13 protein-coding genes and 1 tRNA gene are annotated in these 13660 nt (G+C 64.7%); 6 read left to right on the top strand and 8 right to left on the bottom strand.

The window, feature by feature from the left end; all coding sequences use genetic code 11:
• Positions 1-44: 44 nt before the first annotated feature.
• Positions 45-578, bottom strand: a complete 534-nt coding sequence (locus DVS29_RS20225) for a DciA family protein (protein WP_118182259.1) — start codon at positions 576-578, stop codon at positions 45-47.
• A gap of 264 nt (positions 579-842) precedes the next feature.
• Here DVS29_RS20225 and secA point away from each other — a divergent pair, with 264 nt between their 5' ends.
• The 4 genes from secA (at position 843) to DVS29_RS20200 (ending at position 6486) form a co-directional block, all read left to right on the top strand.
• A complete protein-coding gene (secA, locus tag DVS29_RS20215; RefSeq protein WP_118182257.1) occupies positions 843-3650 on the top strand; it encodes a preprotein translocase subunit SecA in 2808 nt (935 codons plus the stop codon).
• A 202-nt stretch (positions 3651-3852) separates the two neighbouring features.
• The gene (argJ, locus tag DVS29_RS20210; protein WP_118182256.1) at positions 3853-5094 is read left to right on the top strand and encodes a bifunctional glutamate N-acetyltransferase/amino-acid acetyltransferase ArgJ; all 1242 of its coding nucleotides are present in this window, start codon (positions 3853-3855) and stop codon (positions 5092-5094) included.
• A gap of 88 nt (positions 5095-5182) precedes the next feature.
• On the top strand, positions 5183-6052 hold the full coding sequence (locus tag DVS29_RS20205; RefSeq protein ID WP_118182255.1) for an ATP-binding protein: 870 nt from the start codon (positions 5183-5185) through the stop codon (positions 6050-6052).
• On the top strand, positions 6049-6486 hold the full coding sequence (locus DVS29_RS20200) for an NUDIX domain-containing protein (RefSeq protein ID WP_118182254.1): 438 nt from the start codon (positions 6049-6051) through the stop codon (positions 6484-6486). The genes DVS29_RS20205 and DVS29_RS20200 overlap by 4 nt, the downstream gene beginning before the upstream one ends.
• A gap of 80 nt (positions 6487-6566) precedes the next feature.
• Here DVS29_RS20200 and yacG read toward each other — a convergent pair whose 3' ends face one another.
• The 7 genes from yacG to DVS29_RS20165 all read right to left on the bottom strand — a co-directional run bounded on the left by yacG (position 6567) and on the right by DVS29_RS20165 (position 12709).
• The gene (gene yacG, locus DVS29_RS20195) at positions 6567-6767 is read right to left on the bottom strand and encodes a DNA gyrase inhibitor YacG (protein ID WP_118182253.1); all 201 of its coding nucleotides are present in this window, start codon (positions 6765-6767) and stop codon (positions 6567-6569) included.
• A 42-nt stretch (positions 6768-6809) separates the two neighbouring features.
• Positions 6810-7565: a cell division protein ZapD gene (gene zapD, locus DVS29_RS20190; RefSeq protein ID WP_118182252.1), complete on the bottom strand. Its 756-nt coding sequence runs from the start codon at positions 7563-7565 to the stop codon at positions 6810-6812.
• Between the two features lie 316 nt (positions 7566-7881).
• Positions 7882-8499, bottom strand: coding sequence for a dephospho-CoA kinase (gene coaE, locus DVS29_RS20185; protein WP_118182251.1), 618 nt, complete (start codon positions 8497-8499; stop codon positions 7882-7884).
• Between the two features lie 3 nt (positions 8500-8502).
• The gene (locus tag DVS29_RS20180; RefSeq protein WP_118182250.1) at positions 8503-9426 is read right to left on the bottom strand and encodes a prepilin peptidase; all 924 of its coding nucleotides are present in this window, start codon (positions 9424-9426) and stop codon (positions 8503-8505) included.
• Positions 9427-9915: 489 nt separating this feature from the next.
• On the bottom strand, positions 9916-11223 hold the full coding sequence (locus DVS29_RS20175) for an HlyC/CorC family transporter (protein WP_118182249.1): 1308 nt from the start codon (positions 11221-11223) through the stop codon (positions 9916-9918).
• A gap of 384 nt (positions 11224-11607) precedes the next feature.
• Positions 11608-11684, bottom strand: a tRNA-Pro gene (locus DVS29_RS20170).
• Between the two features lie 32 nt (positions 11685-11716).
• Positions 11717-12709: a polyprenyl synthetase family protein gene (locus DVS29_RS20165; protein WP_118182248.1), complete on the bottom strand. Its 993-nt coding sequence runs from the start codon at positions 12707-12709 to the stop codon at positions 11717-11719.
• 250 nt (positions 12710-12959) lie between these two features.
• Here DVS29_RS20165 and rplU point away from each other — a divergent pair, with 250 nt between their 5' ends.
• Entirely contained in the window at positions 12960-13271 is a 312-nt protein-coding gene (rplU, locus tag DVS29_RS20160; protein WP_004194344.1) for a 50S ribosomal protein L21, read from the top strand.
• 26 nt (positions 13272-13297) lie between these two features.
• Complete coding sequence (gene rpmA / locus DVS29_RS20155) at positions 13298-13561, top strand: 50S ribosomal protein L27 (RefSeq protein ID WP_118182247.1); 264 nt, start codon at positions 13298-13300, stop codon at positions 13559-13561.
• The last annotated feature ends 99 nt before the right edge of the window (positions 13562-13660 follow it).

Below are 13660 nucleotides of genomic sequence, written 5' to 3'. Positions count from 1 at the left end.
TTCGAAGCAGTGCCATTAAGCAAATGAGCGGCCCAACCGGCCGCTCATTTTTTTTCGTCGCGAGATTTCGATGCGAGCCGCGGATTGAGCGCGCGATGGCGGTCGGCCATGCGTGCGAGCGCGGCCTGCAACGGCGATGGCGCGAGCGATTCGCTCAGCTCGTGCAGTGCGCTGGCGCCGGCGGTGCTCATGCGCGCCTGCTTCGGCGCCGGCGGTTCTTTCGCCGGCTGCGGACGGATGCGGATTCGTAGCGCGTTGACGGCCCAGCCGCGTTGCTGCAACGCCGACACGAGGCTCGGTTCCAGGTGCCGCAGGCGCGCCGCGAGCGCATTGTGCGCGGCGAACAACGCGAGCACGCCGTCCTTGATGAAGCCCGGTTCGACGCTCGTTGCCAGATAGTCCGGCAGCAGTTGCCCGAGGTCGCGCTGCAGCGCCGCGATCTGCTCGACGCCCGCCCGCAGCGCCGCGAACGCGTCGGTGCGCTCCAGCAGATCCGCGACCATCTGCGGACGGCGGCCTGCCTGCGATCCTGCCGGCGATCTTCCGGGCGACCTTGAAAACGGCGAAAAACGGCTCATGTGTGGCGTGATTGACCTGGCGCGGCACGATGCGGCGCCAGAATGCATTGTACCGCGCGGGCACCCCGCCGAACGGGGCCTTCAGGGCTTCGCAACGGCGCTTGGCGCGGGCTTCGCCGTCTTGCAGTCGACACAGGCGCAGGCGGGGGCGCGTGCTAAAATGCCCGATTCGAATTCACTCCTGGAACAAGCCGCCGAGGCCTTTCAACCGGGGGCGCGCCAAGCGCGTCGTCCGGCCGGAAACCGCGACGCAGACCCGATCCGATGACCACCGGTTTTCTACAAAAGATTTTTGGCAGCCGCAACCAGCGGCTGGTCAAGCAATATCAAAGGACCGTCGCGGCGATCAATGCGCTCGAGCCGCAGATCGAGCAATTGACGGACGAGCAGCTGCTCGGCAAGACCGCCGAGTTCCGGCAGCGGGTGGCCAGCGGGGAATCGCTCGATAAACTCCTGCCGGAAGCGTTCGCGGTGTGTCGCGAAGCAAGCAAGCGCGTGCTGAAGATGCGCCACTTCGACGTGCAGCTGATCGGCGGCATGGTGCTGCACTACGGCAAGATCGCCGAAATGCGCACCGGCGAAGGCAAGACGCTAGTCGCCACGCTGCCGGTGTACCTGAACGCGCTGTCGGGCCGCGGCGTGCACGTCGTCACGGTGAACGACTACCTCGCGCAGCGCGACGCCGAATGGATGGCGCGTCTGTACAACTTCCTCGGTCTGTCGGTCGGCATCAACCTGTCGCAGATGGACCACGGTCTCAAGCAGGAAGCGTATGCCGCGGACATCACGTACGGCACGAACAACGAGTTCGGCTTCGACTACCTGCGCGACAACATGGTCTACGAGACCGAAGCGCGCGTGCAGCGCGCGTTGAACTTCGCGGTGGTCGACGAAGTGGACTCGATCCTGATCGACGAAGCGCGTACGCCGCTCATCATCTCCGGTCAGGCCGAAGACCACACGGATCTGTACGTTCGCATGAACGCGCTGCCGCCGCTCCTCGAACAGCAGATCGGCGAAGAGAAGGCGGACGGCACGGGCGTCGAAAAGCCGGGCGACTACACGCTGGATGAAAAGGGCCGCCAGGTGTTCCTGACGGAATCGGGCCACGAGAAGGCCGAGCGCCTGCTCGCCGAGTGGGGCCTGATTGGCGACGGCGAGAGCCTGTACGCGCCGCAGAACATCACGCTGATGCACCACGTGTACGCGGCGTTGCGCGCCCACACGCTGTTCCACAAAGACCAGCACTACGTGGTGCAGAACGGCGAAGTGATCATCGTCGACGAATTCACGGGCCGCCTGATGGCGGGCCGCCGCTGGTCGGACGGTCTGCACCAGGCGGTCGAGGCGAAGGAGCACGTGAAGATCCAGAGCGAAAACCAGACGCTCGCGTCGATCACGTTCCAGAACTACTTCCGCATGTACGCGAAGCTGTCCGGCATGACCGGTACGGCGGATACCGAAGCATTCGAATTCAACGAGATCTACGGTCTCGAAACGGTCGTGATCCCGACCAACCGTCCGCCGAAGCGGATCGACAAACAGGATCAGATCTACAAGACCGCGCTCGAGCGCTACAACGCGGTGATCCGCGACATCCGCGACTGCCACGAACGCGGTCAGCCGGTGCTGGTCGGCACCACGTCGATCGAAAACTCGGAGCTGCTCGCGCAGCTGCTGACGAAGGCGGGCCTGCCGCATGAAGTGCTGAACGCGAAGCAGCACGCGCGCGAAGCGGCGATCGTCGCGGAAGCGGGCCGGCCGAAGCGCATCACGATCGCGACCAACATGGCCGGCCGCGGTACCGACATCGTGCTGGGCGGCAACGCCGAGAAGCAGGCGGCGTTCGTCGAAGCCGACGAAACGCTCGCGGCGGACGAAAAGCAGCGCCGGGTCCAGCAGCTGCACGACGAATGGCAGACGCTGCACGATCAGGTGAAAGCGGCCGGGGGCTTGCACATCATCGGCACCGAGCGTCACGAATCCCGCCGGATCGACAACCAGCTGCGCGGCCGCTCGGGCCGTCAGGGCGACCCGGGTTCGTCGCGCTTCTATCTGTCGCTCGAAGATCCGCTGCTGCGCATTTTCGCGGGCGACCGCGTGCGCTCGATCATGGACCGTCTGCGCATGCCGGAAGGCGAAGCGATCGAGGCCGGCATCGTCACGCGCTCGATCGAATCGGCGCAGCGCAAGGTCGAAGCGCGCAACTTCGATATCCGCAAGCAGCTGCTCGAATACGACGACGTGTCGAACGACCAGCGCAAGGTGATCTACCAGCAGCGCAACGAGCTGCTCGAAGCGAACGACATCACCGAAACCATCGGCGCGATGCGCCACGGCGTGATGACGGATATCGTCCGCGCGTGGGTGCCGGCCGGCAGCATCGAAGAGCAATGGCAGGTTCCGGAGCTCGAGGAAGTGCTGCGCAACGACTGGCAGCTCGACCTCGCGATCCAGGAGATGATCAACGAGTCGTCGCAGATCGACCCCGACGAAATTCTCGAAGCCGTCACGGCCGCCGCCGACGAAAGCTACGAAGCGAAGGTTCAGCTGGTGGGCCGCGAATCGTTCAGCGCGTGGGAACGCTCGGTGATGCTGCAGACGCTCGATCGCAGCTGGCGCGAACACCTCGCCGCGCTCGACCATCTGCGTCAGGGCATCCACCTGCGCGGCTACGCACAGAAGAACCCGAAGCAGGAGTACAAGCGCGAGGCGTTCGAACTGTTCGCCGCGATGCTCGATGCCGTGAAGCTCGACGTCACGCGCATCGTGATGAACGTGCAGGTCCAGTCGCAGGAGCAGCTCGAGGCGGCGGCCGAGCAGATGGAAGAGCAGGGCAGCCAGCTGGAGCACGTCGAATTCCGCCACGCCGATTACGCCGATGCGGCCGCGGTGGCGACGCCGGTCGCGGTGGATGCGGCGGCGGCGATGGTCGGCGATGCGATGCGCGGCCACGCGGGCGGCGGCGCGGCGGCAGGGCTCGCGAACGACGTGCCGAAGGTCGGCCGCAACGACCCGTGCCCGTGCGGCAGCGGCAAGAAGTACAAGCAGTGTCACGGCAAGATCGCCTGACGGTGCGATAGTGACGGCGGCGCGCGTGAGGCGCGCCGCGTCGTTTCGCACGCGTCTTCATGCGGCTCGAGTCCGCCGCGCCACGAGCGCGCTTCGTCCGCATCCTCTCGCCTGACCGTCCGGCCTGCCAGCCGAACGGTCAGTTTTCATTCCCGGTGCCGGTTCTCCTGCCGGTGTCGCTCATCTCGACAGGTCGCGAACCATGGCTGTCAACTTTCCCTCGATCGATCCCGTCCAACTGCATCCGGTCGCCGGCGTCACGCTCGGCTGGGCCGAAGCGAACATCCGCAAGCCGAACCGCAAGGACGTGCTCGTCATTGCCGTCGACGAAGGCGCGACGGTCGCGGGCGTGTTCACGTCGAACCGCTTCTGCGCGGCGCCCGTCACGGTGTGCCGCGAGCACCTCGAGCGCGTGCGCGGCGGCGGCAAGGGCATCCGGGCGCTGGTCGTGAACACGGGCAACGCGAACGCCGGCACCGGCGAGCCGGGTCTCGCCGCGGCCCGCGAGACCTGCGATGAACTCGCGCGCCTGGCCGGCATCGCGCCCGGGCAGGTGCTGCCGTTCTCGACGGGCGTGATCCTTGAACCGCTGCCGGTCGACCGCCTGAAGGCCGGGCTGCCCGCCGCGCTCGCAAACCTGAAGGCTGCGCACTGGCACGAAGCCGCGCAGTCGATCATGACCACCGACACGCTGCCGAAGGCCGTGTCGCGCCAGGTGACGATCGACGGCCATACGGTCACGCTGTCCGGCATCAGCAAGGGCGCGGGCATGATCAAGCCGAACATGGCGACGATGCTAGGCTTCCTCGCGCTCGATGCGACGGTTGCGCAGCCGGTGCTCGACGAACTCGTGAAGCACGTTGCCGATCGCTCGTTCAACTGCATCACGATCGACGGCGATACATCGACCAACGACTCGTTCATCCTGATCGCATCGGGCAAGTCGAGCCTGCCCGCGATCACGTCCACTTCATCGCCGGCCTATGCGGCGCTGCGCGACGCCGTCACCGAAACCGCGCAGACGCTTGCGCAGCTGATCGTGCGCGACGGCGAGGGCGCGACCAAGTTCATGACGGTGCACGTCGAAGCCGGTTCGAGCGTCGCCGAGTGCCGCCAGATCGCGTACGCGATCGGCCACTCGCCGCTTGTGAAGACCGCGTTCTACGCGTCGGACCCGAACCTCGGCCGTATCCTCGCCGCGATCGGCTATGCGGGCGTGACGGACCTCGACGTGGGCAAGATAGACCTGTATCTGGACGACGTGCTGGTGGCGAAGGCCGGCGGCCGCAATCCGGACTATCAGGAAGAAGACGGGCAGCGCGTGATGAAGAAGAGCGAAATCGGCATTCGCGTGGTGCTGGGCCGCGGCAATGCGAACGCGACGATCTGGACCTGCGACCTGTCGCACGACTACGTCAGCATCAACGCCGACTACCGCTCCTGATCACCGCCGCTGACCGTACACTCCCGAGGATCCGTATCCGCTTCAGCACGTCGCATCAACACCGTCTCACCGCCGTCACTCGAACAACATGGACAAGCTCGAACAGTTTTTGACCCGCGCCGAGGCGCTGCTGGCGCGCCTCGAAGGGATTCTTCCGCCGTCGTCGCCGGACGTCGACTGGTCGGCCGCCGTCGCGTTTCGCTGGCGCAAGCGCCAGGGTCGCGGCTTCCTGCAACCGGTCCCGGCGATCTCCGCGATCGCGCTCGACGATCTCAAGAACATCGATCGCCAGAAAGCGCTGATCGAGCAGAACACGCGTCAGTTCGTGCGCAGCCAGCCGGCCAACAACGTGCTGCTGACGGGCGCGCGCGGCACCGGCAAGTCGTCGCTGATCAAGGCGTGCCTCAACGCGTTCTCGAATGAAGGTCTGCGCCTGATCGAAGTCGACAAGGACGATCTGCACGACCTGGGCGACATCGTCGACCTGATCTCGGCGCGGCCGGAGCGCTTCATCGTGTTCTGCGACGATCTTTCGTTCGAGGAAGGCGAGTCGGGCTACAAGGCGCTGAAGGTGGCGCTCGACGGCTCCGTCGCCGCGCAGTCGGACAACGTGCTGATCTACGCGACGTCGAACCGCCGCCATCTGTTGCCCGAGTACATGAGCGACAACGAGACCTACAAGCACACGGCCGATGGCGAGATCCATCCGGGCGAGGTGGTCGAGGAAAAGATCTCGCTATCCGAGCGCTTCGGCCTGTGGGTCAGCTTCTACCCATTCAAGCAGGACGACTACCTGGCGATCGTCGGCCACTGGCTGCGGCATTTCGGCTGCGGCGACGCCGAGGTCGAGGCAGCGCGCGGCGATGCGCTGGTGTGGGCGCTGGAGCGCGGCTCGCGCTCGGGCCGGGTCGCGTGGCAGTTCGCGCGCGACTGGTCGGGCCGGAAGACCCAGGCATGAACACGAACGTGAACGACGAAGCTGGTGTGGAGCGCAATGCGGCCGGCCGCAAGGTGACCGAAGTGGCGGTCGGCGTGCTGGTGCAGCCCGATGGGCGCTATCTGCTCACGCAGCGCCCGGTGGGCAAACCGTACGAAGGTTACTGGGAATTCCCGGGCGGCAAACTCGAGCCCGGCGAGAGCGTCGAAGCGGCGCTCGCGCGCGAACTGCACGAAGAGCTCGGCATCGACGTGGAAGCGAGCCACCGCTGGCATACGCTCGAACACGATTACCCGCACGCGTACGTGCGGCTCTACTTCTGCAAGGTGACTGCGTGGCGCGGCGATCCGCATGGCCGTGAAGGTCAGGCGCTCGCATGGCAGACGCTGCCGGCCGAGGTGGCGCCGCTATTGCCGGCGACGATCCCGGTGCTGGAGTGGCTCGCGGCGGATTGATCACCGCTCGATACGCACGAAGCGAAGTGAAGGGCGGTGGCGCCGCGCGATACACACTCGCGCGACGCGCAGCCAGCCAGTTAATGCGGACTGCCGCGTTCGGCGCTCGGGGTATCGTCCGATGGCGGTTCGTCATCGGTGCCGCCGATCTTGTACTTCTCGGCCGCCCACGCGCCGAGGTCGATCTGTTTGCAGCGTTCCGAGCAGAACGGCCGGAAGCGTGCTTCAGCGGTCCAACGGACATTCTTGCCGCAGGTCGGACATTTGACGACAGTAGTCATTCGGTCAGACGGATTTCGGTTTCAACAGGTCCAGCGCCGGCGTCACAGGCTGCAGAGCGTCAACTGGAAGGGCACGTCCACGTCGACCGCGCGTGGACGCAGGTCGCCGTCCTGCACCGTGAAGCGCACCCACAGCATGTACTTGTTGGCGCTCGCTTCCGGAATCACCCGCAGTTCGGGCGACACGCGCACCTGCATCAATTGGTACGACTTGCCCGACAGCATCTGCTGATAGCTGCCCTGCATCGCCATTACCTTCGATGCCTGACCCGACTCCCGTGCGAGCCGCAACACGATGGTCGCGGCATCGCGCAACGGCAGGAGCGGCATGACCCACTTGGCGATGTCATGGCGACGCTGGTCCGGATGCGTCTGCTGCCATGCGTAGTACGACGGTAGATCGAACTTGCAGGTTCCCCCCGGAATGATCGCGCGACTGCGAATGCTGGAGAGCCACTCGTTCTCTGCAAGATGCTGGCCAGTCTTGCCCTGCATCTGCGACAGGCCCGCGAGCGTCTGCTCGATCTCGCCGAGCACGGCTTCGAGCGCGTTCTGCTCGATACCCGGGTTGCCGCGAAACGGCGCCAGGGTCTGGCGCTGCCGCTCGAGCTCCTTCATCAGATCCGATTTGAGATCCGCGCGACCGGCGACTTCGGAGATTTCGAACAGTGTCGTCAACGCGACATGATGTTCCCGCGCGTCTTCCTGAGTCAGAAAGAACGTGAAGCGCTCGAACAGGTCCTCGAGGCGCAGCAGCGTCCGGATTCGCTCGTTGAAGGGATACTCGTAAAGGATCAAGCGGGTCGCCTCGGACGTGTTCGGGTAACGGGATTTTGCAGCACATTCTAATGCTGTGCGATTACCACTGGCAATCAATCGCGCCCCGGCACATCGTCGCAAGATGCGCGGTACGCGATGAACGATTCTTTCGTCACGATGCGCCGGGCAGCAACGCGATTCTGCTTTTCACTCTGCACGCGAAACGGGCGCGCACAATCGTGTGCTTTCCATGACACACGTGCGTGAATTGCTTTGAAGCATCGCCGCGATGCGGACCTGGGCGCGTTATGCAAGATGCGGTCCCGAATCAACCGTGCGCGCGGCTGCCGCGTGCTCAGTCCTTCGGCTGTGCCGCGGCCAGAGCCAGATAGTGCTGATGCAACGTGTCGACCTGGGCGGCCAGCGCATCGAGCGACGCCGTATCGTCGTTGACGATCACGTCGTCGGCGGCGGCGAGGCGCGCTTCGCGGCTCGCCTGCTTCGCAATGATCGCGAGCACGTGTTCGCGGGAAAAGCCGTTCCGTCGCATCACGCGGCCGATCTGCGTTTCGACCGTGCAATCAACCGTCAGCACCCGGTCCACGCGCTTCTTCCAGTCGCCCGACTCGACGAGCAGCGGCACCACGATCATCTGATACGGCCCGCTCGCCGCGGCACGCTCGCGCTCGGTCTCCCTGCGGATAACCGGATGCAGGATGGCTTCGAGACGTTTGCGCGCGGTGTCGTCACTGAAGATCAGCGAGCGCATCTTCGCGCGGTCGAGCGAGCCGTCGTCGGCCGCAAACGTCATGCCGAACTCCGCGACGATCGCGGGCATCGCCATGCCGAGCGGCGCCGTAACCCGATGAGCGATCACGTCAGTGTCGATGATCGCGATGCCGTGCGCGGCAAAGCAGTCTGCTACCGTCGATTTGCCGCTGCCGATGCCGCCCGTCAGTCCTACCGAAAACATCCATCAGCTCCCAAGTACGAAGTAAAGCGGCGTTCCGGCGAACAGCGTGACGGCGCCGCCCGCCGCGAGGAACGGCCCGAACGGCAGCGGTTCCTCGAAGCGCATCCTGCCGGACCACGTCGCGAAGAGCCCAACGACCGCGCCCGTGACCGCAGCGATCAGCACGATCTGCGGCAACGCGGCCCAGCCGAGCCACGCGCCGAGCGCGGCGAGCAGCTTGAAGTCGCCGTAGCCCATGCCGTCGATGCCGCGAATCACCTTGAACGCCCAGTGTACGAGCCACAGCACGAGATAGCCCGCGATCGCGCCGAGCATGCCGTCGTGCAGCGTGGTGAAGGTTGCGTCGAGGTTGACGACGAAGCCGGCCCAAAGGAGCGGCAGCGTGAGCGAATCGGGTAGCAGATGGGTGTCGATGTCGATCGCGCTCATCGCAAGCAGCATGGCCGACAGGCAGAACGCCGTGAGCGCGGAGAAGCTCGCGCCGAAGACGAGCAGCGACAGCACCGCGAGCGCCGCGGTCGCGAATTCGATCAGCGGATAGCGCAGGCTGACGCGTGCATGGCACGCCGAGCAGCGGCCGCGCAGCATCAGGTAGCTGAAGATGGGGATGTTTTCCCACGGTCGCAGTTCGTGCCCGCAGTGCGGACACGCACTGCGCGGCAGCCACAGGTTGTAGCGCGCGGGGAGCCCATCGTCGGCGAGCGGCTCACCCGTTGCATCCGCAATGTCCGAACGCCACGAACGCTCCAGCATGATTGGCAGCCGGTGGACCACGACGTTCACGAAGCTGCCGATCACGAGCCCGACCACGATCGCGAAGACGATCTGCACGACGAGCGGCAGCGCGCCGAAGCCTTCGACGGCGCCGGCGGCGCGGCCCCATGGCGCGGCGAACAGCGTGACGGAGGCGGGCAGGAGTGCGGTCATGGTCTAAGGTCGGGGTCCGGCTGCGATGCTACACCACGTTGCCCGGTTCAATGACGGGAAGATATATCGCCACCACGAGTCCGCCGACCAGCGCGCCGGGCACGATGATCACGCGGGCACAGGTTCGCGAGCGCGTTCAGGAACGCTACACCGGCTGTGGTGTAGCGGATCGCGCCGACCGACCATGATCACGGCCGGGTCCTGGCGCAGAAACGCGCGTAACGCGTTCGCGAGCGGCCGCACCGCACCTGCAGCACACCGTCGACGCGTAGCCGGATGCGCCGGCAGTTGCACGGCGGGCGTATTCTGTCGGCGTTTTCTGTGAGGAGAAAGGCCGCAGTGGCGGCGGAAGGCAACGAGCGGACGGGTTGAAAAATCGGAGCATGCATCGGATTCCGGCGCATCCTCACGATGCGCCGTCTGTTCAACACGATGCGTCTATCACCCGTAGCTAGCGGACTTGCCGCCATCCGGCCGGATGACTAACGGTCACGAAGCGAGCAGCTTGCGCACGCCCTTGTCGGCGCCACGCGCGCCCGGTTTGAAGAGCTTGACGGTGCGCACGGCCTGGTCGTCGCTGCGCATCACTTCGAGCCGAACGCCGGTGATCTCCATGCAGACGTCGCCATCGGGAATTTCTTCGAGCAGTTCGAGAATCAGACCGTTGAGCGTTTTCGGGCCATCGGTCGGCAGCGTCAGCTGCAGCCAGCGGTTCAGCTCGCGCAGCGGCATGCTGCCCGCGACGATGCATTCGCCTTCCGCATTCCAGCCGCCGCGAGACGACGCGCTACGTGGGATCGACGTCGTGAATTCGCCGATCAGCTCCTCGAGGATGTCTTCCGGCGTGACGAGTCCTTGCAGCTCGCCGTATTCGTCGACGACGAGCGCCGTGCGGTGGCGCGATTCCTGGAAGTACTGAAGTTGCTGGAACACCGGCGTGCCGCTCGGCACGAAGTACGGTTCCGCGAGCAGCTCACGCAGTGTCTCGCGCTCGAGCTCCTGGTTGTGGAGCGCCGCGAGCGTCTTGCGCACGTGCAGCACGCCGATCACGCGGTCGATGTCGCCCTGGTAGACGATCAGCTTGTTGTGATAGCAGGTTTCGAGCTGGTTCAGGATGCTGTCGAACGGCGCGTCAAGGTCGAGCGCTTCGATGCGCCGGCGCGGGATCATCACGTCGTCGACGGTGATGTTCTCCAGATCGAACAGGTTCAGCAGGATGCTGCGGTGCTTGGTCGGCATGAAGCTGCCGGATTCGAGCACGATGGTGCGCAGCTCTTCGGTGGACAGCCGCTGGTCGCGTCCGCCCTTCGTGTTGATGTGCAACACGCGCAGGATCGCGTTCGCGAACAGGTTGACGAACCAGATCAGCGGCATCGCGACGCGCATCAGCGGCGCGATCAGGAAGCTTGCCGGCAGCGCGATTTTCTCCGGATACGTCGCGCCGACGATCTTCGGCGTGATCTCGGCGAACACGATGATCAGGAACGCGACGACCCCTGTCGCGATCGACAGCACGAGATTGTCATGCCCGAACGTGTGCAGTGCGATCGACGTCGTCAGCACCGGGATGATCGTGTTGAACAGGTTGTTGCCGATCAGGATCACGCTTAGCAGCTCGTCGGTGCGCGCGAGCAGGCCCTGGGTGGTTTTTGCGCCGAGCGCGCCCTGATTCGCGAGGTGTTTCAGGCGATGGCGGTTGAGCGCCATCATCGCGGTCTCGGAGATGGAGAAGAAGCCGGAGCAGATCAGCAGCAACGCGACAGCGCCGATCTGCGCCCATAAGGGAAGTTGTTCCACGCTTCGAAGGCAGAAAGGGACGGGATGGAGGGACTATAGCAGAGGGGCGCAAAGAGGCCGGACGCGGGGGAGGTTGCCGGGGTCCGGGCCTGTAGCGAGCTCGACCTGCCTGAGCGCATGGCCGGTCCGCCGGATTGGGAACGAAATCGGCAACGGTGTCTGCGACGCGGGATGTGAATTCACATTGATTTGCACTACGAATAAAGTGGTCGAAGAACCGATGCCTTTCGGGCTGCTGACGGGCTGCAGCCACGGCAGCGCGACGCGGCGATGGAGCGGGTCGGGCTGAACGGCGGCGGCTTCGAGGACCGCGATGCTGGCGGGGACGTGCAGCGCAGGGACGAAAAAAAACCGCCCACGAAGGACGGCTTTTTTTGCAGATTCTGGTCGGGGTGAGAGGATTCGAACCTCCGGCCTCTACGTCCCGAACGTAGCGCTCTACCAGGCTAAGCTACACCCCGAATTCTGGACTCTTTCGACGTTTCGGTCCTGTTCAGGACTGACGCGTCGTCGAGTAAGAACATAATTCTAGCAGGCTTTCTTTGTAAATGGAATCCGGAAACGAAGAAATTGCAGCAGCGGCTGCCAATGCTTCCTGTTTCGCACACTCCAGCGTGTGATCGAGCGCGCCCGAACGGGTGATCGCGTCGAAGATTTCTTCGAAGCGGTCGGTGCCGCCCTGTTCGATGGCCTCGCGCGCGAGCGCCGACTGTTCCGCCGTGCCGCGCTCGATCAGGTAGATGAGCGGCAGCGTCGGCTTGCCTTCGCGCAGGTCGTCGCCGGCATTCTTGCCCATCGATTCCGGCGTGCCCGTGTAGTCGAGCCAGTCGTCCATGATCTGGAACGCGGTGCCGATGCGCCGGCCATACTCGGCCGCGGCATCTTCGGTGGCGGCATCGGCGCCGGACAGCACCGCGCCGAGCTGCGCGGCCGCCTCGAACAGCTTCGCCGTCTTGTAGCGGATCACCTGCATGTAGCGCGCTTCGTCCACGTCGGCGTCGTGCATGTTGAGCAGCTGCAGCACTTCGCCTTCGGAGATGATGTTTGTCGCTTCGGACAGAATTTCCATCACGCGCATCTTGCCGACGCCAACCATCATCTGGAACGAGCGCGAATACAGGAAGTCGCCCACCAGCACGCTCGCGGCGTTGCCGAACAGCGCGTTGGCGGTCTGGCGGCCGCGCCGCAGATCGGATTCGTCGACGACGTCGTCGTGCAGCAGCGTGGCCGTGTGGATGAACTCGACGACCGCCGCCAGTTCGTGGCGGTGGCCGGTCGTGTCGCCCAATGCACCCGCGATCAGGAGCAGCAGCGCCGGGCGCAGCCGTTTTCCGCCAGCTCCGATGATGTACTCGGAGATCTGGTTGATCAGCATGACTTCCGACGCCAGGCGATGCCGGATGACCCGGTTGACCTGCTGCATGTCGTCGGCGATCGGGGCGAGCAGGTTGGCGGCGTTGGGGGGGGAGGTGGCAGTCGACGGCATGATGGCGAATAGGGGTAGTGCCGCGAATTATAAGGCGAATCGCCGTGGTTCCGCGCCGCGGGGCGTCGGCGGTGTGGCTACGGGGGGCTACGGTCCGGAGCCCGTCAGTCGTCCCGCATCGGCGCGCGGGCCGGTGGCGGGGCCGCGCACGGATAGTGAAGGTGGCTTTGACGCGGTTGCTAACTCTATGTATAATCACGGGTTTCCGCGCGCGGTGCGTCGGAAAAACGAATCCAGAGTGAGGTTTTCAATGTACGCGGTCATAAAAACCGGCGGCAAGCAGTACAAGGTTGCCGTTGGCGAAAAACTTAAAGTAGAACAGATACCGGCTGACATTGACGCAGAAATCACGCTCGACCAGGTTCTCGCAGTGGGCGAAGGCGAATCGATTCAGTTCGGTACGCCGCTGGTCAGTGGGGCTTCCGTCAAGGCCACCGTTGTGTCGCACGGTCGTCACGCCAAAGTGACCATCTTCAAGATGCGTCGCCGGAAGCACTACCAGAAGCACGGCGGCCACCGCCAGAACTACACCGAACTGCGCATCGACGCGATCAACGCGTAAGCGCACGAAGGTCAAGGAGCAATCACATGGCACACAAAAAGGCAGGCGGCTCTTCCCGTAACGGCCGCGACTCCGAGTCGAAACGCCTCGGCGTGAAGGTGTACGGCGGTCAGGCAATCCTGGCTGGCGGCATCATCGTGCGTCAGCGCGGTACGCGCATGCACGCTGGCGATAACGTCGGCATCGGCAAGGATCACACGCTGTTCGCACTGGTCGACGGCCACGTCAAGTTCTCGACGAAGGGCGCTGACAAGAAGCACATGGTCAACGTCGTCCCGGCACAGGTCTGAGCTTAATCAGACACGGGCTTCAGGACCGGAAGAAAGGCCCCGCGAAGTTTGCGGGGCCTTTTTGTTTATATCGCACCGGCGCGTTCCAGGGCGCCTGGT

Source organism: Paraburkholderia phosphatilytica (assembly GCF_003443895.1).
Classification (GTDB): domain Bacteria; phylum Pseudomonadota; class Gammaproteobacteria; order Burkholderiales; family Burkholderiaceae; genus Paraburkholderia; species Paraburkholderia phosphatilytica.
The sequence above is the reverse complement of the archived record's forward strand: the minus strand, read 5'-3'. Positions and strand labels throughout refer to the sequence as shown.